Annotated in this window: 16 protein-coding genes; 7 read left to right on the forward strand and 9 right to left on the reverse strand. The window is 72.5% G+C overall.

All coding sequences use genetic code 11. From position 1 onward, the window contains the following. Nucleotides 1–16: 16 nt before the first annotated feature. The 3 genes from OG381_RS42435 to OG381_RS42445 all read right to left on the reverse strand — a co-directional run bounded on the left by OG381_RS42435 (nt 17) and on the right by OG381_RS42445 (nt 6,606). Nucleotides 17–2,695 carry a SpoIIE family protein phosphatase gene (locus OG381_RS42435; protein WP_327721291.1) on the reverse strand — a complete coding sequence of 893 codons (2,679 nt, stop codon included), beginning with the start codon at nt 2,693–2,695 and terminating at the stop codon, nt 17–19. A gap of 72 nt (nt 2,696–2,767) precedes the next feature. Next, entirely contained in the window at nt 2,768–5,224 is a 2,457-nt protein-coding gene (locus tag OG381_RS42440) for a SpoIIE family protein phosphatase (RefSeq protein WP_327721292.1), read from the reverse strand. 275 nt (nt 5,225–5,499) lie between these two features. Continuing rightward, entirely contained in the window at nt 5,500–6,606 is a 1,107-nt protein-coding gene (locus OG381_RS42445; protein WP_327721293.1) for a serine hydrolase domain-containing protein, read from the reverse strand. 137 nt (nt 6,607–6,743) lie between these two features. Here OG381_RS42445 and OG381_RS42450 point away from each other — a divergent pair, with 137 nt between their 5' ends. After that, complete coding sequence (locus OG381_RS42450; RefSeq protein ID WP_327721294.1) at nt 6,744–7,973, forward strand: PP2C family protein-serine/threonine phosphatase; 1,230 nt, start codon at nt 6,744–6,746, stop codon at nt 7,971–7,973. 62 nt (nt 7,974–8,035) lie between these two features. On the opposite strand, the gene OG381_RS42455 is transcribed toward OG381_RS42450, so the two are convergent. Continuing rightward, nucleotides 8,036–9,238, reverse strand: a complete 1,203-nt coding sequence (locus OG381_RS42455; protein ID WP_327721295.1) for an MFS transporter — start codon at nt 9,236–9,238, stop codon at nt 8,036–8,038. A 114-nt stretch (nt 9,239–9,352) separates the two neighbouring features. Between OG381_RS42455 and OG381_RS42460 the strand changes: the two genes are divergently transcribed. Next, nucleotides 9,353–10,285: a LysR family transcriptional regulator gene (locus OG381_RS42460; protein ID WP_327721296.1), complete on the forward strand. Its 933-nt coding sequence runs from the start codon at nt 9,353–9,355 to the stop codon at nt 10,283–10,285. Nucleotides 10,286–10,334: 49 nt separating this feature from the next. Here the strand turns inward: OG381_RS42460 and OG381_RS42465 are convergent, their stop codons facing one another. Continuing rightward, nucleotides 10,335–10,703, reverse strand: coding sequence for an ArsR/SmtB family transcription factor (locus OG381_RS42465; protein ID WP_327721297.1), 369 nt, complete (start codon nt 10,701–10,703; stop codon nt 10,335–10,337). An 87-nt stretch (nt 10,704–10,790) separates the two neighbouring features. Here OG381_RS42465 and OG381_RS42470 point away from each other — a divergent pair, with 87 nt between their 5' ends. The 4 genes from OG381_RS42470 (at nt 10,791) to OG381_RS42485 (ending at nt 14,098) form a co-directional block, all read left to right on the forward strand. Further along, nucleotides 10,791–12,152, forward strand: coding sequence for an FAD-dependent oxidoreductase (locus tag OG381_RS42470; RefSeq protein WP_327721298.1), 1,362 nt, complete (start codon nt 10,791–10,793; stop codon nt 12,150–12,152). 28 nt (nt 12,153–12,180) lie between these two features. Beyond that, on the forward strand, nt 12,181–12,624 hold the full coding sequence (locus OG381_RS42475; RefSeq protein ID WP_327721299.1) for an ArsI/CadI family heavy metal resistance metalloenzyme: 444 nt from the start codon (nt 12,181–12,183) through the stop codon (nt 12,622–12,624). Nucleotides 12,625–12,702: 78 nt separating this feature from the next. Further along, entirely contained in the window at nt 12,703–13,338 is a 636-nt protein-coding gene (locus OG381_RS42480) for a CatB-related O-acetyltransferase (RefSeq protein WP_327721300.1), read from the forward strand. 34 nt (nt 13,339–13,372) lie between these two features. Then, entirely contained in the window at nt 13,373–14,098 is a 726-nt protein-coding gene (locus tag OG381_RS42485; RefSeq protein WP_327721301.1) for a DUF2625 family protein, read from the forward strand. 28 nt (nt 14,099–14,126) lie between these two features. On the opposite strand, the gene OG381_RS42490 is transcribed toward OG381_RS42485, so the two are convergent. From OG381_RS42490 to OG381_RS42505, 4 genes are read right to left on the reverse strand one after another with little or no spacing between them, the layout of a single operon-like run. Continuing rightward, nucleotides 14,127–14,450 (reverse strand): hypothetical protein, encoded by a 324-nt coding sequence (locus tag OG381_RS42490; protein ID WP_327721302.1) that lies wholly within the window; start codon nt 14,448–14,450, stop codon nt 14,127–14,129. A gap of 60 nt (nt 14,451–14,510) precedes the next feature. After that, nucleotides 14,511–15,188: a hypothetical protein gene (locus tag OG381_RS42495; protein ID WP_327721303.1), complete on the reverse strand. Its 678-nt coding sequence runs from the start codon at nt 15,186–15,188 to the stop codon at nt 14,511–14,513. A 23-nt stretch (nt 15,189–15,211) separates the two neighbouring features. Then, complete coding sequence (locus OG381_RS42500; RefSeq protein ID WP_327721304.1) at nt 15,212–16,015, reverse strand: class I SAM-dependent methyltransferase; 804 nt, start codon at nt 16,013–16,015, stop codon at nt 15,212–15,214. 20 nt (nt 16,016–16,035) lie between these two features. Further along, nucleotides 16,036–16,953 (reverse strand): DMT family transporter, encoded by a 918-nt coding sequence (locus OG381_RS42505; protein WP_327721305.1) that lies wholly within the window; start codon nt 16,951–16,953, stop codon nt 16,036–16,038. Between the two features lie 39 nt (nt 16,954–16,992). Between OG381_RS42505 and OG381_RS42510 the strand changes: the two genes are divergently transcribed. Continuing rightward, nucleotides 16,993–17,517, forward strand: a complete 525-nt coding sequence (locus OG381_RS42510) for a MarR family winged helix-turn-helix transcriptional regulator (RefSeq protein WP_327721306.1) — start codon at nt 16,993–16,995, stop codon at nt 17,515–17,517. Nucleotides 17,518–17,534: the final 17 nt, after the last annotated feature.

The following is a 17,534-nucleotide window of genomic DNA, read 5'->3' on the forward strand; positions in this document are numbered from 1 at the left end:
GAACAAGGTGTGCCGGTTACGGCAGCGGCTGCTCCGCCCAGATGACCTTGCCCTCGGGTGTGTACCGCGTGCCCCAGCGCTCGGCGAGCTGCGCGACGAGGAACAGGCCGCGGCCGCCCTCGTCCGTCATCGCCGCGTACCGCAGATGGGGCGAGGTGCTGCTGCTGTCGAAGACCTCGCAGATCAGGCTGCGGTCGCGCAGCACCCGCACGCGGATGGGCTCGCCGCCGTACCGGATCGCGTTGGTCACCAGCTCGCTCAGGATCAGCTCGGTGGCGAACTCCAGCTCCTCCAGCCCCCATCGGGACAGCTGCCGGGTGACGTCGGCGCGCACCTGTGCGACGGCCGCCGGGTCGGACGGCACGTCCCACTCGGCGACCTGGTCCGCGCCGAGCGCCCGGGTGCGGGCCACGATCAGGGCGATGTCGTCGACGGCCCGGGAGGTGAGCCGGGAGTCGAGCACGGTCCGGCAGGTGTCCTCCGGCGACTCACCGGCCCGCTCCAGGGCGGTCCGCAGGAGTTCCAGACCTACGTCGATGTCCCGCTCCCGGTCCTCGACCAGCCCGTCCGTGTAGAGCACGAGACGGCTGCCCTCGGCCAGTTCGAGGTCGGCCGTCTCGAACGGCAGCCCGCCGAGACCCAGCGGGGGACCCGCGGGCACGTCCGGGAACTCCACGCTGCCGTCCGGGTGGATCAGGGCGGGCGGCGGGTGTCCGGCGCGGGCGACGGTGCAGATCCGGGAGACCGGGTCGTAGACGGCGTACAGACAGGTCGCTCCGGTGACCGGGGCGCTGTCGCCGTCCTGGGTCTCGTCCTGGTCGATGCGGCTGACCAGTTCGTCCAGCAGGACCAGCAGTTCGTCGGGCGGCAGGTCGAGGGCGGAGAAGTTGTGGACCGCGGTACGCAGCCGGCCCATCGTCGCCGCCGCGTACAGTCCGTGGCCGACGACGTCCCCGACGATCAGCGCCACGCGCGCGCCGGACAGCGGCAGGACGTCGAACCAGTCGCCGCCCACCCCCGCCTGCGCGGGCAGGTAGCGATAGGCGATGTCGAGGGCGTTCTGCTCGGGCAGGTTGCGCGGCAGCAGACTGCGTTGCAGCGTCACCGCCATGGTGTGCTCGCGGGTGTAGCGGCGGGCGTTGTCGATGGAGACCGCGGCCCGGGCCACCAGCTCCTCCGCCAGGGCGAGTTCGTCGGTGTCGAAGGGCTCGGGCTTCTCCGAGCGCCAGAAGTTGACCACACCCAGGACCAGGGCGCCCGCGCGCAGCGGCACCGCGATCAGCGAGTGGATGCCGAACTCCAGGACCTGCGCGGTCCGTTCGAGGTCCTGGGCCCGCCAGCCGGGGGACTCGGCCAGACGCGCTTCGAGGACAGCCTGCCCGGAGTGCAGCGCGCGGATCTGCGGCGAGGACGCGACCAGCCGCATCCGGTCGCCCACCGAGTGGAGCGGCGCGTCCTTGCGGATCCCGCTGAACGCCGTGCGGCGCAGATCGGTGCCCGAGTCCGGCTGCCCGCCGCTCAGTACGGCGTCGAACAGGTCCACGGTGACGAAGTCCGCGAACCGGGGCACGGCCAGCTCGGCCAGTTCCTCGGCGGTCCGGGTCACGTCCAGGCTGGTGCCGATGCCCACCCCGGCGTCGTACAGCATGTTCAGGCGCTCCCGTGCCGTCTCGGCCCGGCCGGACAGGGCCCGCAGTTCCGTCGAGTCGCGCAGCGTCGCCACGCTGCCGGCCGGGCCGCCCTCCAGGTCCGTGAGCCGCTGGTTGACGGCCAGCAGCCGGTCGCCGACCAGGTGCACCTCGTCCGTGGCGACCCGCCCCGAGGCCAGCAGGTCGGCGGTGTCCGCCGGAAGGCCGAGTTCGAGGACGTGGCGGCCCTCGGCGTCGGCGGGCAGATGGAGCAGCCGCTCGGCCTCGTCGTTGGCGAGCAACAGCACCCCCTCGCCGCTCACGATGAGCACGCCCTCGCGCACGGCGTGCAGCACCGCGTCGTGATGCTCGTACATCTTGGTCATCTCGTGCGGTCCCAGACCGTGCGTCTGGCGCCGCAGCCGCCTGCTGACCAGGGCCGTGCCCGCCGTGGCCAGGGCGAGGCCGCCCGCCGCGGCGCCCAGCAGGAGCGGCATCTGCTCGTCCGCGGTGCCGCCCACGTGCTCGGTGGTGATGCCGGCCGACACCATCCCCACGACCTTCCCGTCGGGCGCCTTGATCGGTACGACGGCCTGCACCAGCCGGCCGATGGTCCCGTCGACCTCCTCGGTCACGACCTTCCCCGCCAGTGCGGGCGCCAGGGTGCCGACGAACTTCTTCCCGATGCGGTCCGGCTTGGGATGCGTGTAGCGGATCCCGTCGGTGTTCAGGACCACGATGAAGTCCACGCCGGTGGCCTTGCGCGCCGCTTCGGCCCGCGGCTGCAGGACCGCCGTGGGATCGGGGGCGTCGAGGGCTTCGCGGGTGCCCGGCGCGTTGGCGAACGCCTCGGCGACCGCGACCGAACGGTTGCGGGCCTCGATCGTGCTGTCGTGCCGCACCTGCAGCACCAGCGCCACCACCGCGGCCACGACCAGCAGCAGCACGATCGCGACCTGCGATACGAACACCTGTCCGGCTACGCTGCGTCCACCCAGCGCCGACCGGGCTTCGGCGACTCGCCCGCGCCGCGACCGGCCTGCGTCACGCTGCGAGAGTCGGGCCATGTGCCATGTCTACACTGCACGGCCCCATGAGGCGAGAGGCGTCACACACCGTCACAGAACAGCCACCGTTCCTCACCGCTGCCGCCTGCGGGTGGCGAGCAACAGCGCGATGTCGTCGGGTCGCTCGACGGCCTGCCGGGCCGCCGCGGTGAGCCAGTCCGCCACACCCGCCAGACGTGCCGTGGGAGCCCCGGCCCGGGCCAGGGCCACGCGCAGCGCGCTGATGCCGTCGTCGATGTCGATGCCCGGCCGCTCGACCAGACCGTCGGTGTAGAGCGCCAGGACGGCACCCGGCTCGATCCGCAACTCCGTGACCGGGTAACGGGCGCCCGGGTCCACACCGAGCACGACGCCGCCGGGCAGGTCCAGGACGCGGGTGCTGCCGTCGGCGTTGCGCAGGAGGGGCGGCGGGTGTCCGGCGCGGGCCACCCGGGCGAGCCCGGTGACCGGGTCGAGGCGGATGTAGCAGCAACTGGCGAACTGGCCGGGGTCGAGGTCGATGAGGAGATGGTTCGTACCGCTCATCACCTCGTCGGGCGGCCGGTCGCCGAGCGCGAACGCCCTTACCGCGCTGCGCAGTTGGCCCATCGTCGCGGCGGCCTGCACACCGTGTCCCTGGACGTCCCCGATGACCAGGGCCAGACCGTCGCCCGCCTCCACGACGTCGTACCAGTCCCCGCCCACCTCCATGCCCTGGGTGCCCGGCAGATAGCGGCCCGCCGTCTCCACCAGCGGATGGTCCGTCAGACGGCGGGGGAGCAGGGCCTGTTGGAGACCACGGGCGAGCGCGGCCTCGCTCTCGTAGCGCTGTGCCTTGTCCATGGCGTGGGCGATCAGCCCGGCGAGCGCGGTGAGGACCGAGCGTTCCTCGCCGGTGAAGGTGCGGGGGCGGTCGAAGCCCAGGATGCAGGAGCCGACCGGACGCCCCGAGGCGATCAGCGGCAGGAAGGCACGGGCGCCCTCCGTCGCGTCCAGCGGGATGCCGGGGTAGGCGTCGGTGAGTTGCTGCATCGAGTCGAAGAACAGCGGCTTGCCGCTGGTGAGCGTCTCGACGCCGGGCAGATGCTCGTCGAGCCCCACGCCGTCGAACGGGGCGAGGAACCCCGGCGGGAATCCGGACTCCCACGCCAGGTACAGATGCCGGTCCTGGAGGAGGTAGATCGCCAGCCGGCGGCCCCCGAACACGGGCAGCAGCTCCTTCATGACCACGGCCGACACCTGACGGGCGGTGACCGCCTCGGTCAGCGCGATGGCCAGCACGATCGGGCGGTACAGCGGCGCCAGCGACGACGTACCGGTCTGGGCGGCCTCCGAGGAGTCGGCGGCCTCCGGCATCCGGCTCGTCGGCTGAACCGTGCAGGTCAGCACGTCCGGGCCGGGGTAGACGGACAGCGCGAGCCGGTCGCCCTCGTAGGCGGTGTCCGCGTCGGGCGGCCGCCGCACATGCAGATGCACCGGCTCGGGCGACAGCAGGGCGCCGCGCAGATGGTCCTCGAAGTCGGGCTGGGCCAGCCAGGGCACGCCGTCCCACAGCGGGCGGCCCAGGAGTACGTCCCGCGGCCGGTGCAGGAGCTGTGCGGCGCGGGGATTGGCGTAGGTGACCAGCCCCAGCCGGTCCAGGCAGAAGACGCCCTCCGGCAGCAGATCGGCGGCGTCGGCCGTGGAACCGGGCCCGGGATCGAGGACGAAACCCCGGACGGGCCGTGCGCCGGACGCGGCGGTGGAGGCGTCGGGGGTCCAGAACTCGATGAGCCGCAGCCCGCCGTCCGCGGCCCGCAGATACAGCGGCAGCGACGGTGTGCTCGCGGCGGCCTCCCGCAGTGCCGCGAGGACACGCCGGGTGTCGTCGGGGGCCACGGCCCGGGCCAGCGCCTCGATCGTGCCGCCGAACTCCGTGGGGGCCACCCCCAGCAGGGCATGCAGATGCGCGTCCGCGGTGACCACGCCGGTCTCCGGATCCCAGGCGAACCGTCCGAGCCGTCCCGCCGACACCTGCGCGGTCGGCGGCCGCACGCACAGGGGTTCACCGTCCCAGGCGACCGGCTCGGTGTCCCCCAGCTCCTCGAGGCGGCGGGCCAGATCCTCCGCCACCCGCGCCACCCGTTCCCGCTCGGCCGGCACCTCGGTGGCGTCCGCGACGGAAGGACGCAGCACGGTCAGCACGCCGTAGGTCGCGGACCTCCCCACAACCGGTACGTACAACGACCCGAACTGGAACGGCAGACCGGCCGCGAACTGCGGGTAGCGGCGCATGGTCTCCGTGGCGTTCGGCAGCACGACCTGCACCCCGAGCCGGTAGGCGTCGGCGACGGGGAACGGACGGTCGGCGTGCAGCCGCCACCACGGCCGGAACAATGGTCCCGGGAGCCCGGCGAGCACCGCCAGACGCAGCGTTCCGGGGGTGCTCGAACGCAGGTAGACGCCGCCGGCGTGACCACCGCCCGCGCCGATCGCCTCCGTCGAGGCGTCGATCAGCAGCGCGGCCAGCCGTCCCGGCGCCCGGTGCGCGTCCTCGCCGCTCCCAGTCATCGGCCTGCCTTGTCCTTGCACCGTCCCACGGGCGACACACAGCAAGAATGCGCCACGAGGGGCCTGCGGCGCATCCGCGTGGCACAGATGCGAGGGAAGTCGGGCGGGGCGTCCGGTGCCCCGCGGCCCGAAGCCCCGGGTGCGGGGCGCGGGGCGCGGGCCCCTCCGGCGGGGCGGCCTCCACGACAGGGGCCCGCGCGCAGGACACTTGCCGGCCCCCGGTGCCCGGCCTCGTACCCGTGCGCGCTTCCGCGCTGCCCCTCCCACCCCCAGGCTCAGCCCGCGAGCCCCTGCAGTCCCTCGTAGGCCGCCATGACCAGTTCCAGGCCGCGCTGGTCCGACCCCGGCTGGCGCATCTGGTTCGTCACGTATGCCACCGTCAGCCGGGCGTCCGGGTCGATCATGACGAGTGAGCCGCCCCAGCCGCCCCAGCCGTATGTGGTGCCGAAGCGGCCGTAGCCGAGGCCCCAGCTCATCGGCATGCCCAGGATGCGGTCCTCGCCGGTGTACTGCTCCTCCCAGGCCCGTGCGCAGCCGGCCGGGGACAGCAGCCGGACCTCGCCCACCGTGCCCGCGCAGGCCATCGCCGACTGGACGAGGGCGACCGAGCGGGCGTTGCCGAAGCCGCTCGCCGCGGGGATCTGGGCCCGGCGCCAGGCCACGCTGTTGCCGTCCCGGAGCCGGATCCCGGTGGCCGTGGAGGGGGTCGGGTCCTGGCCCGCGGCCCCGGCGACGTAGTCCTCGTCCTGGCCGGTCGGCGGAACGGCGAGCGCGACGCGGTGGTCGTGCTCGGCGGACAGCCCCATCCGGAAGTCGGCGCCGAGCGGCCCGGCCACCTCCTCGGCGAAGTACGCGCCCGGCGTCCGGCCCGTGATCCGGCGGAGGACCTCGCCGACGAGGAACCCCTGCGTCAGCGAGTGGTACCCGGCCGCGGTCCCGGGCTCCCACTGCGGCGCCAGCGCGGCCAGCCGGGCGGTGACCGCCGCCCAGTCGTACAGCTCCGCCACCGGCCCGTCGTAGTCCGGCAGCCCGGCGGTGTGCGAGAGGAGATGCCGTACCAGCACCTTCTCCTTGCCCGCCGCGGCGAACTCCGGCCAGTACCGGGCGACCGGCGCGTCCACGTCGAGATCACCCCGGTCCGCCAGCACCAGCGCGGACAGTGCCGTCATCGTCTTGGTGACCGACCAGACGTTGGTGACGGTGTCCCGCTCCCACGGCACCGTGCGGCCGGCGTCCGCGAAGCCGCCCCAGACGTCCACCACGGGCTCACCGTCCACGAAGACCGCGGCCGAGCCGCCGACGTCCCCGGCGTCGAGGAAACCGGCCAGCGCGTTCGGCACGGCGGTGAACAGATCGTCGTACGAGCCCCGAATGTCTGCCATGCGCGGAATCTAGCCCGTGGGGACAGGGCCGGGGCAACCGAATTACGGGCGCCCGTGATCTGCGAGAAGCGCCCGCGGGACACCGTCGACTCATATCGTGGGAAGTGATGCAATATCGGCAGTGAGGCGGCAGTGCCATGGTGGACACGGGGATCGACTACGCAGCGGTGTTCCAGGCCCTGCCCGGCATGGTGGCGGTCCTGACCCCCGGTCTGGTGTACGTGGACGCCAACGAGGAGTTCGTCCGTATGTCCGGCCGCAGCCGGGAGCAGCTGGTCGGTCACTACCTCTTCGACGTCTTCCCGGACAACCCGGAGGACCCGGGCGCCTCCGGCATGCGCAATCTGGCCGCCTCCTTGCAGCGGGTCCTGACCACCGGCGAGCGCGACACCATGGCCGTGCAGCGCTACGACGTCCGGTCCCTGGAGCTGCCGGGGCGCTGGGAGGAGCACTACTGGAGCCCGGTCAACGCCCCCGTGCTGGGCCCCGACGGCGAGGTCGCGCTGCTGGTGCACCGGGTGGAGGAGGTCACCGAGTTCATCCGCGACCGCGGCGGGCCCGTCGGCACCCGAGCCCGGGCGCTGGAGGCCGAACTGTACATCCGTGCCCGGGAGTTGCAGGAGGTCAACGAGCGCCTGAGAAAGGCCCACGCCCGTGAGCGGGAGGTCGCGCTGGCGCTCCAGGAGGCCATGCTGCCGACACCCCGGCTGAAGGGGGACCACCGGGTGGCCGTCCGCTACCGGCCCGCGGTCGGCGCGCTGAACGTGTGCGGCGACTGGTACGACCTCGTGGATCTGGTCGGCGGCGACCGTATCGGTGTCGCGGTCGGCGACGTCGTCGGCCACGGGCTGGCGGCGGCCTGCGCGATGGGTCAGCTGCGCAGCGCGCTGAGCGCCGCCTCGCGGGTGGCCGAGGGTCCCGCGCAGGCCCTGGACGTCCTGGGGCGCTACGCGCACGTGGTGGCCGGTGCGGAGTCCGCCACGGTGGTCATCACGTTCATCGACTTCGACGCCCGCACCGTCACCTACAGCAGTGCGGGGCATCCTCCGCCGGCCCTGGTCCACGCCGACGGCAAGGTCGAGTTCCTCGAAGCGGCCACGGACCCGCCGCTGGATGCCAGCCCCGACCCGGTCCCGCGCCCGCAGGCGACGACCTCCTTCACCGCCGGCGCCACCCTGGTGCTCTACACCGACGGCCTGGTGGAACGCCGCCGTGAGGACATCGAGATCGGTCTGGGGCGCCTTGCGGACTCCCTGACCCGCCACCGGGACGCCGATCCGGAGACGCTGGCGGACGCGGTCCTGGAGGAACTCCTCCCGCCGGAGGGCGCCACGGACGACACGGCCCTGATCGTCGTACGGCTGTGAGGAGCAGGCCCCGGGGAAGGGCCGGGGTAGCGCCCGCGCTCCGGAGGTGATCCGCTGCCGCTTCAGGCCGACGGCAGCGCGCGCCTGCCGAGCAGGAGCGGCGTGGCCAGGAGGAGGACTCCGGCCACGGCGATGGCGGTGCGGGTGGTGGTGAGGACGGCCAGCAGGCCCCACAGCGCGGTCAGGGCGGCGATGGTCAGTTTGGCGCTGATGGACCAGGCGGAGAGTGTGCGGGCGACACGGTCGGGCGGGGTGTGTTCGAGCCGGTAGGTGGCCAGGACCGGGTTGAAGACGCCGATGCAGGTGATGAGCCCGAGTTCGACGACCATGACCAGCAGGAGCCCGGGTACACCGGGACCGACGAAGGCCAGCCCCAGTGGCCAGCACACCCGCAGGGTTCCGGCGGTGACGAGGACCTCGCGCCGGCCGAACCGTGCGACGAGCCGCCGGGAGATCCGTGCGCCGATCAGTCCGCCGACGCACGGCACCGCGAAGGCGAGGCTGTACTGCCAGGGCGCGAAATGGAGGCCGCCGAGCATGAGGACGGAGAGCAGCGGGGCGGCCACCATGATCAGCCCGTTGACGAGGACGGCGTTGAGGAACAGCGGGCGCAGCACCGGATCGGTGAGGATGAAGCGCCAGCCGTCGAGCAGGTCACGGCCCCTGAGCCGGTTTCCCGTCTCGGGCCGTATCGGGCGGACCTCCTTCTTCCCGCCCATGGCGCGGATCCCGACCGCCGAGAGCAGATAGCTGACGGCGTCGGCGACGACGGTCACCACGGGGCCGAGCAGCCCGATCGCCGCGCCGCCGAGGGGCGGCCCGATCATGGTGGTGGTCCACATCGTGGCCTCGAACCGTCCGTTGGCGGTCAGTAGATCCTCCGGCGGCACCAACGCTTTGAGGCAGGCGCCGGAAGCGGCCGTGAAGGTGATGTCGGCCGCGGCGACGAGCACCGACACAACCAGAAGTTGTGCGAAGCTGAGGCGATCGAAGGCGTACGCCACGGGGACGCTCAGCAGCAGCGCGCACCGGGCCAGATCCATGGCCATCATCACCGGCCGCTTACGGCGGAACTCCACCCACGGCCCGAGCGGCACCGCCACCACCGCCCCGACCGCGAGCCCCGCCGCTGCCAGCGCCGACACCTGGGCCGGACCTGCGTGCAACACGAGGATCGCGATCAGCGGAAAGGCATGGAGGGCCAGCGCGGTGCCGAGCGCACTGACGCCGTACGCCGCCCACAACCACCCGAACGCCCGCCCCATGCCGCCGCCTCTCTCCCTGGTCCACGGACATCCAAGCGGTCGACGGATCCGGAGATCAAACAACCCCCGAGCGGCTCGGACACAACCAGAAGTTGTGCCTCTACGATGGCGGCCATGGACCTCGAAGCCGTGCGGACGTTCGTGACAGCCGCGGAGACGGGACGCCTCCAGGACGCCGCCACGACCCTGTCGGTCACCCAGCAGGCGGTCTCCAAGCGTGTCGCCGCGCTCGAGAAGGAGCTCGCCGTACGCCTGTTCACGCGCACCCCGCGCGGAGTGCGGCTCACCATCGACGGTCAGGCGTTCCTGCCGCACGCCCGGGCGCTGCTCGACACCGCGGAGCGGGCCATGGCCTCCGTACGGCCCGGCTCCCGTGCTCTGCGCGTGGACGTGATCGGTCGCCGGCTGGGCCCGGCCGCACTGCTGCGCGGCTTCCACCGCGCGTGCCCCGAGGTCGAACTCGACGTGGTGACCCTCTTCGACGCCAAGGAGGCACTGGCCGCCATCCGGTCCGGCACGATCGACGCCTCCTTCCGTGCCGTCACCGTCCCCGCTCGCCGCCTCCCCGACGGCATCGACGCGGCGCGGGTCCACGACGAGCCCGTCCAGTTGCTGACCGGGCCGCGGCACGCCCTGGCCACGGCCCGCGCGGTCACCCCGGCCCAGCTCGCCGGGCACCGGATCTGGATGCCGGGCCTGGTCGCCGGTACCGAATGGGCGTCGTACTACGACGAGTTCGCCACGGAGTTCGGTCTCACCATCGAGGCGACCGGACCCGACTTCGGCACCGATCCGCTCCTGGACACGATCGCCGACACCCCGCTGCTGGCCACCCTGGTCGGCGAACAGACCCGCATGGTCTGGCCCACCGACCAGGACCTGCGCCGCATCACGCTGCGCGACCCGGTGCCGGTCTACCCGCACTCACTGATCTGGCGGTCCGACAACCCCCACCCCGCCCTCGCGAGGCTCCGTACCTACCTCGACAGCGCGGACCCAGGTCTCCGTGTCGACGCGGAGACCTGGGTGCCGCACTGGGCGCGCTGAACCGGCGCTGGTGGCGCCGACCTTCGTGCGCGGGCGGTGCGTCGGGCAGTCACCCGAAGGTGCGCAACATCTGCCCCATCGCGGCGACCACGGACGGCTCGACCCGGTAGTACACCCAGGTGCCGCGCCGCTCGGAGGTGAGCAGGCCGGCCTCCTTGAGCTTCTTCAGGTGGTGGGAGACGGTCGGCTGGGAGACGCCGACGTCGGAGATGTCGCACACACACGCCTCGCCGCCCGCGTGCGAGGCGATCAGCGAGAACAGCCGCAGCCGCACCGGGTCGCCGAGGGCCTTGAACATCGTGGCGGTCCGCTCGGCCTCCTCCGCGGTCAGGGGCCGCTCGGTCAGGGGCGGGCAGCACGGTGCCACGGTGGCGGAGGTCTCGGGCTCGAGCAGAGGCAGCGCCTCGGTGTTCGACATGCGTCTATGTTGACACTTGTCGAATCAGGGGCCAAGCTGACTTCTATATCGATGAACATCGATGCAGAGAAGTGAAGGGGATCGCTCGTGAACGCCACCACCATCGACCGTCTGCCCGTCGTGGTCATCGGCGCCGGACCGATCGGTCTGGCCGCCGCCGCCCACCTGGTCGAGCGCGGCCTCGACCCCCTGGTCCTGGAGGCCGGCCCCACCGCGGGCAGCGCTGTCCGGGAGTGGTCGCACGTCCGCCTGTTCTCCACGTGGGCCGAGCTCGTCGACCCGGCCGCGGAGAAGCTGCTGGCCCCGACCGGCTGGGTCCGCCCCGACGCCGCCGCCTACCCGACCGGCGGCGACTGGGCCGAGCGGTACCTCCAGCCGCTCGCCGACGTCCTCGGCGACACGGTCCGCTACGGCGCCCGGGTGACCGGCGTGGCCCGCGCCGGCCGTGACCGCATCGTCGACGCGGGCCGGGACGAGCAGCCCTTCACCGTGCACATCGAGACCGCGGACGGCCGCGAGGAACGCCTCACCGCCCGCGCCGTCATCGACGCGTCCGGTACCTGGTCGACGCCGAGCCCGATGGGCGCGGACGGCCTGGCCGCGCTCGGCGAGAAGGCGGCCGCCGACCGCGTCTCCTACCGCGTCCCCGACTTCGACGACCCGGCCGTACGCGCCCGTTACGCGGGTCGGCGCACCGCCGTGATCGGCTCCGGAGCCTCCGCGTTCACCGCCCTCGCCCTCCTCGCCGACCTGGCCGCCGAAGCCCCCGGCACGCACGCGGTGTGGGTCCTGCGCCGGGGCATCGGCGCGACCACGTACGGCGGCGGCGAGGCCGACCAACTCCCGGCGCGCGGAGCCCTGGGGCTGCGCGCCAAGGCGGCCGTCGAGGCCGGTCACGCGAGCGCGATCACCGGATTCCGCACGCGGGCCGTCTCCTACGACGGCGACCGACTGGTTCTCGAGTCCGACGACGGCCGCCGCACGGACCCCATCGACGAGGTCATCGCCCTCACCGGATTCCGTCCCGACCTCTCCTTCCTCTCCGAGCTCCGCCTCGGCCTCGACGAACGCCTCCAGGCCCCGACGGCCCTGGCCCCGTTGATCGACCCCAACGTCCACTCCTGCGGCACGGTCTACCCGCACGGCGTCAACGAGCTCTCCCACCCCGAGAAGGACGTCTACCTGGTCGGCATGAAGTCCTACGGCCGCGCCCCCACCTTCCTCGCCATGACCGGCTACGAGCAGGTCCGCTCCGTCACCGCCGCGATCGCCGGGGACCAGGAGGCCGCCGAACGCGTCGAGTTGACCCTCCCGGAGACCGGAGTCTGCGGCGGCGCGGGCCTGTTCGACGAGCCGCAGAGCGCCGAACAGTCCGGCGGCGGATGCTGCGCCACCCCCACCACACTCCAGATCGGCACCGCCGCACCCGCCGCCACGTCCGGCTGCTGAACCCCGCACCCACTCCAGGAGGTTCGCCATGACATCCCGCGTACAACTCGCCCTGCGCGTCCCGGATCTCGACGCGTCCATCGCCTTCTACAGCAAGCTCTTCGGCACCGAACCCGCCAAACTCCGCGACGGCTACGCCAACTTCGCCATCGCCGAGCCACCGCTCAAGCTCGTCCTCATCGAAGGCACCACAGACGAGGCGACCCGCATGGACCACCTCGGCGTCGAGGTCGACAGCACCGAGGCGGTCCACGCGGCCACCGCGCGGCTGAGCGGAGAAGGCCTGGCCACCGACGTCGAGATCGACACCACCTGCTGCTACGCCCTCCAGGACAAGGTCTGGGTGCACGGCCCCGGCCAGGAGCCCTGGGAGGTGTACGTCGTCAAGGCCGACGCCGACTCCCTGGCCAAGCAGCAGGGCAGCACCTGTTGCGCCGATCCGGCCGAGACGGCCACCGCGACGCCGCGGTAATCGGGTGTCGCCGGGCCCGGCCCCCTGCGATCGTGGTTCGCGACCCCCGTGCACCCGGATCAGCAAGGAATCGCCACCATGCCCGTACCCGCCGACCCCACGGTCCTTCATCCGATGCCCGAGCAGCCGCGCGTGGTGCTGCTCAAGCCGTTGGTGAAGTCGCCGCTCATCGAGGTGGGGGAGTTCTCGTACTACGACGACCCGGAGGACCCGACCGCCTTCGAGACGCGGAACGTGCTCTACCACTACGGGCCGGAGAGGCTGGTGATCGGCAGGTTCTGTGCGCTGGGCACGGGGGTGCGGTTCATCATGAACGGTGCCAACCACCGTATGGACGGCCCCTCGACGTTCCCCTTCCCGACCATGGGCGGCTCCTGGTCCGAGCACTTCGACCTGCTCACCGGACTGCCGAACAGGGGTGACACGGTCGTGGGCAACGACGTCTGGTTCGGCCACGGCACGACGGTGATGCCCGGCGTACGGATCGGTCACGGCGCCGTCATCGGTACCGGCGCCGTGGTCACCTCCGACGTCCCCGACTACGGGATCGTCGGCGGCAACCCGGCCCGTCTCATCCGCACCCGCTACAGCGACGAGGACATCGCCCGGTTGCTGGCGGTGGCCTGGTGGGACTGGCCGCTGGAGCACATCACCGAACACGTCCGGACGATCATGTCGGGCACCGTCGCCGACCTGGAGGCGGCGGCCCCCTAGACCCGGCCCCTCCATGGGCTGCGATCATCCTCGGATGCGGGAGATCGACGAACTCACACAGGTGGACGACCCGGCCTGGCCGGAACTCCAGGAGGCGTTCACGGCCGGTGCCGTCCCGGTGCGGGTGCTCGCCGCCGACCCGGCCGAGGGGCGGCGCAGCGTGCTGCAGATGCAGGTCACCGCGCGCTCCACGCTCGGCGCCCTGGCCTGGAACTGCGGGGGACTGGTCCTCGACGACGGCTGGGTACGGGTCTTCGGCGGCGGCTCCGGGGCGAGCGGCGGCCTGCCGAGCCTGGCCCAGGTCAACCGCTTCCCCGACGTGTTCGACCCGGACTGGTTTCCCGAGGCCGGACTCGTCGTGGGCCAGGACGCGCTGGGCGGCGTGTTCGCCCTGAACGGCCATGACCCCGCCGCGTCCGGACGCCCTGGTTCCCCGGGGCGGATGACCTATTTCGCGCCCGACACCCTGGCCTGGGAGGCGATGGACATGGGCCACTCCTCATGGGTGCACTGGCTGTTGTCCGGCCGCCTGGAGACGTTCTACGACGGGCTGCGCCGGCCGGGCTGGCGCGAGGAGGCCGCCGCGCTGGACCTCTCGCAGGGCATCAGCGTGTTCCCGTTCCTGTGGACCGAGGAGGCCCACGCCGATCTCGCCGCGAACAGCTGGCGGGCCGTGCCGATGCGCGAAGTCCTCGGAGTGGCCGCCGACTTCGCGCGGCAGCTGGGCCCGGCCGACCCGGGGTTCCTCGGCGACGTATGAGCAGGACCGCGCGTATGAGTGAGACCGCTCAGTCCCCGACGAACACGAGGTAGCTGCCGGGAGTCGTGGCGCAGGCCTCCAGGAACGCGGCGAGGTCCCGGACCGCCGCGGTCCGTGCGTCGTCCGTGCAGCGGCTCAGCAGATCAGGGATCTCCCGGAGGGCGGCCTCGGCCACCTGCTCGTTGAAGAGAGTGTCGTCGTACGGGTCGACCATCCAGAGCTTGCCGGAGGTGTTGGCGGGCAGCTCGGAGATCAGCCCGGCCAGTGCCTCGCCATGCTCGGAGGACCGACGGATCAGCGTCGGCTTCTGCCGGTGCGGCCGCCCGTTGTGCAACTCCAGATCGATCCCCATGGCGCGTCTCCGTTCAGTCCTCGCCCACCACGGTCAGGTCGTCCCCCGGGGTTGGGGTGCTCATCCTTCGTCGTCCTCGACGCCACCTCTCAGGCCCCACTCGTCGAGGCCGGAGTAGATCAACGCCGCACGGCTTTGGGGAGCCGAGAGGCAGTCGGCCTCACCGTTGTAGATCGCCACCAGCGAGTCGGCGCCCCGCCACCAGGTGTCCGCCAGCCCTCTGACCTCGCGCACCGGCTGGTAGCCGTCCAGCGCGATGGCCTCGACCTCGTCGCCGGTCACCTTGGTGATGCACTTGGCCCACAAGGCCGCGTGATGAGCCAGGGCGAGGGACTCCATCCACCCCTCGATCGTCTCGTGCAGCGGGGTCCAGCGGTGCGAGTGGAGGCCGAACTCCCCGCCGGGTCCGATCATGAACGAGAAGGGCACCGAGCACCGTTGGTCCCCCGCCGCGAACCACCAGCCTTCGTCCTCGTCCCCGGAGCGCACCGGGACATCGGGATTCAGATAACTGGGCCCACCCTCGTAGCGCGGATACGGTGGCAGTACGAGGCCGCCCCATCGGCGCTGAAACGCCACGACGCGGTCTATCTCCTCCGCGGGGATGCCGAACTCGAGCCACGCCTGCCGGCGTTGCTCCCTCGGTCGGACCTCGACCTTGACGCAGTGGGTGCCGATGAAATCGCGGGCCCGCAGGGTCAGTCCTTTGGGTACCTTGCCGGAGAGGTTCAGATTCATCTGGCGGACACTAGCGGGCGCTGTCAGTGATCCTGCTTACGCCCCCGCACTGCCCACGCGCGGGCCCTCAGCGCGATCGTGCCGTCGGCCCCCGCCGGCACCCGGTCGCGGAGCGTCTGCCGCAGCCGTTCCCGGGTGGCCGGTGAGAGGGTGGCGACGTAACCGGGGGCGGGGCCCTGGCCGGAGAGGAACGGGGACCACAGGTCGTCGAAGTGGGGGAAGTGGGTGGTGATGTCGATCGGTGCGACCGTCACCCCGGTCAGCCCGGCCTCGTCCCACAGGTCGCGCAGTGCGGTCGGATCGCAGAGCGGGAAGCGGCGGCTCTCGTCGTGGGCGGACGCCGATGGGTCCACGGTCGTCGCGGCGGCCCAGAAGTGGCGCAGGAACTCCATGCCCTCGGCGTAGTCCCACACATAGGCGGCGACCAGGCCGCCGGGCCGCACCGCGCGCACCGCCTCGGCGACCGCGACGCCGGGCGTGGGGAGGAAGTTGAGGACCAGTCCGCTGACGGCCACGTCGAAGTCCGCGTCCCGCACCGGCAGGGCCCGGGCGTCCGCCACCGCGAAGCGGGCCGGTGCGGGGGTCGAGGCGCGGGCCGTGGTGAGGAACCCGGCGGACCCGTCAAGGCCGAGCAGCGTCCGGGGCCGGCAGCGGGCGGCCACCGTGGAGGTCAGGGCGCCCGAGCCGCATCCGATGTCCAGCCACCGTGCGCCGGGCGGGCAGGGGAGCCACGCCACGAACTCGTCGGCCACGAGCCGGCTCCAGCGGCCCATGTACCGCTCGTACGCGTCCCCGGCCGCCCATACGTCGAAGCGTCGTTCGGTCACCCCTCCACCTTGCACCGGTCTCACCGGCGATCGCAGGCGGAGGGCTCAGGTGCGGGAGGCGTGAGGGCTCGCGGACGGGAGTCCCGTGGAGCCGGGCGCGCGGGCCTGCCGAGGACCACGCCGATCAGCACGAGCGCCAGCCCGCACAGTTGCCGGCCCGTCATCGCCTCGCCCGCGACGGCCGTGCCGAGCAGCACACCGGTCACCGGGTTGAGCAGCCCGATCAGACCCACGGTCGCCGCGGGCAGATGGCGCAGTCCGGCGAACCAGACGGTGAAGGCCAGCGCGGTGGCGACCAGGGAGACATAGCCGAAGGCGAGGAGCGCCGACCAGGAGAGCGCGGGTGGCGGGCCCTCCACGGCCGCGGCGACCGGCAGCAGGAACACCGCTCCGGCGGTCAGCTGCCAGGCGGTGGAGGCGAGCACGTCCGTACCGGCGTTCCACCGCTTGGTCAGGATGTGACCGAAGGCCGAGACCAGCATCGCCCCCGCCGAGGCGAGGACGCCCGGCACGTTCACCCCGCCGTCCCCGGTGAGCAGCATCAGGCACACCCCGCCCAGCCCGACCGCCGCGCCGGTCAGGTGCGCGAGGCCGGGCCGTTCGGCGACCAGGGGCCAGGCGATGAGCATCATCGTCAGCGGGGACATCGCCATGACGGTCGAGGCGATGCTCGTCGGAAGCAGCTGGGAAGCGACGTAGACGAGCACGAAGAACACGCTCACATTGAGCAGCCCCAGCACCGCCGACCGCCACCACCACGCGCCGCGCGGCAGCTTCCGGCACAGCGCGAGCAGGACGAGCCCGGCGGGCAGCGCCCGCAGGGCGGCCCCGTACAGCGGACTGTCGGCGGGGAGGTACTCGTGCGTGACGAAGTAGTTGGTGCCCCAGGCCACCGGCGCGACCGCGGTCAGGGCCACCCAGCGTGCATTAGCTTCCATGGAAGCCAATATAGCTTCCCGGGAAGGTATTGTGACCCCATGGAAGAACTCGACCGCGTGGCCCGCATCCAGGCCGACTGGCGTCGTGAACGACCCGACGTCGACGTCACCCCGCAGGGAGTGATCGGCCGACTGCACCGCCTGGCCGACCGGCTCACCGAGGAGCTCTGCCTCGTCTACGGCGACTACGGCCTGAGCGAGGGGGAGTTCGACGTCCTGTGCGCCCTGCGCCGCGCGGGCGAGCCCTATGAACGGGCGCCCGGCGAGCTCGCCGCCCACACCATGGTCACCACCGGCGCGATGACGAAGCGGATCGACCGCCTGGAGCGTGCCGGACTGGTCACCCGTCGACGCGCCGCCGACGACCAGAGGGGCCGGATCGTCGCCCTCACCAGGCCCGGCCGCGAACTGATCGACCGGGCCTTCACCGACCACATGCGCAACGAACGCCGACTCCTGGACCTGCTGACACCCGGCGAGGCCGAGACCCTCGAAACGCTTCTCACGACCTGGCTCGCCCGGGTGGATTCCCCCGGCGGCCAGCAGGACGCGCGCACCGACTGATGCCCCAGCGGCCGCAC

The organism is Streptomyces sp. NBC_00490, assembly GCF_036013645.1.
Lineage (GTDB): Bacteria > Actinomycetota > Actinomycetes > Streptomycetales > Streptomycetaceae > Streptomyces > Streptomyces canus_F.

What these genes read in the sequence shown, in the direction of transcription:
- OG381_RS42465 (WP_327721297.1), bottom strand. Translation starts at nt 10,703, where the DNA reads ATGTCGAACACCGAGGCGCTGCCTCTGCTCGAGCCCGAGACCTCCGCC.
- OG381_RS42440 (WP_327721292.1), bottom strand. Translation starts at nt 5,224, where the DNA reads ATGACTGGGAGCGGCGAGGACGCGCACCGGGCGCCGGGACGGCTGGCC.
- OG381_RS42495 (WP_327721303.1), bottom strand. Translation starts at nt 15,188, where the DNA reads ATGAATCTGAACCTCTCCGGCAAGGTACCCAAAGGACTGACCCTGCGG.
- OG381_RS42510 (WP_327721306.1), top strand. Translation starts at nt 16,993, where the DNA reads ATGGAAGAACTCGACCGCGTGGCCCGCATCCAGGCCGACTGGCGTCGT.
- OG381_RS42455 (WP_327721295.1), bottom strand. Translation starts at nt 9,238, where the DNA reads ATGGGGCGGGCGTTCGGGTGGTTGTGGGCGGCGTACGGCGTCAGTGCG.
- OG381_RS42460 (WP_327721296.1), top strand. Translation starts at nt 9,353, where the DNA reads ATGGACCTCGAAGCCGTGCGGACGTTCGTGACAGCCGCGGAGACGGGA.
- OG381_RS42485 (WP_327721301.1), top strand. Translation starts at nt 13,373, where the DNA reads ATGCGGGAGATCGACGAACTCACACAGGTGGACGACCCGGCCTGGCCG.
- OG381_RS42435 (WP_327721291.1), bottom strand. Translation starts at nt 2,695, where the DNA reads ATGGCCCGACTCTCGCAGCGTGACGCAGGCCGGTCGCGGCGCGGGCGA.
- OG381_RS42505 (WP_327721305.1), bottom strand. Translation starts at nt 16,953, where the DNA reads ATGGAAGCTAATGCACGCTGGGTGGCCCTGACCGCGGTCGCGCCGGTG.
- OG381_RS42445 (WP_327721293.1), bottom strand. Translation starts at nt 6,606, where the DNA reads ATGGCAGACATTCGGGGCTCGTACGACGATCTGTTCACCGCCGTGCCG.
- OG381_RS42490 (WP_327721302.1), bottom strand. Translation starts at nt 14,450, where the DNA reads ATGGGGATCGATCTGGAGTTGCACAACGGGCGGCCGCACCGGCAGAAG.
- OG381_RS42475 (WP_327721299.1), top strand. Translation starts at nt 12,181, where the DNA reads ATGACATCCCGCGTACAACTCGCCCTGCGCGTCCCGGATCTCGACGCG.
- OG381_RS42480 (WP_327721300.1), top strand. Translation starts at nt 12,703, where the DNA reads ATGCCCGTACCCGCCGACCCCACGGTCCTTCATCCGATGCCCGAGCAG.
- OG381_RS42450 (WP_327721294.1), top strand. Translation starts at nt 6,744, where the DNA reads ATGGTGGACACGGGGATCGACTACGCAGCGGTGTTCCAGGCCCTGCCC.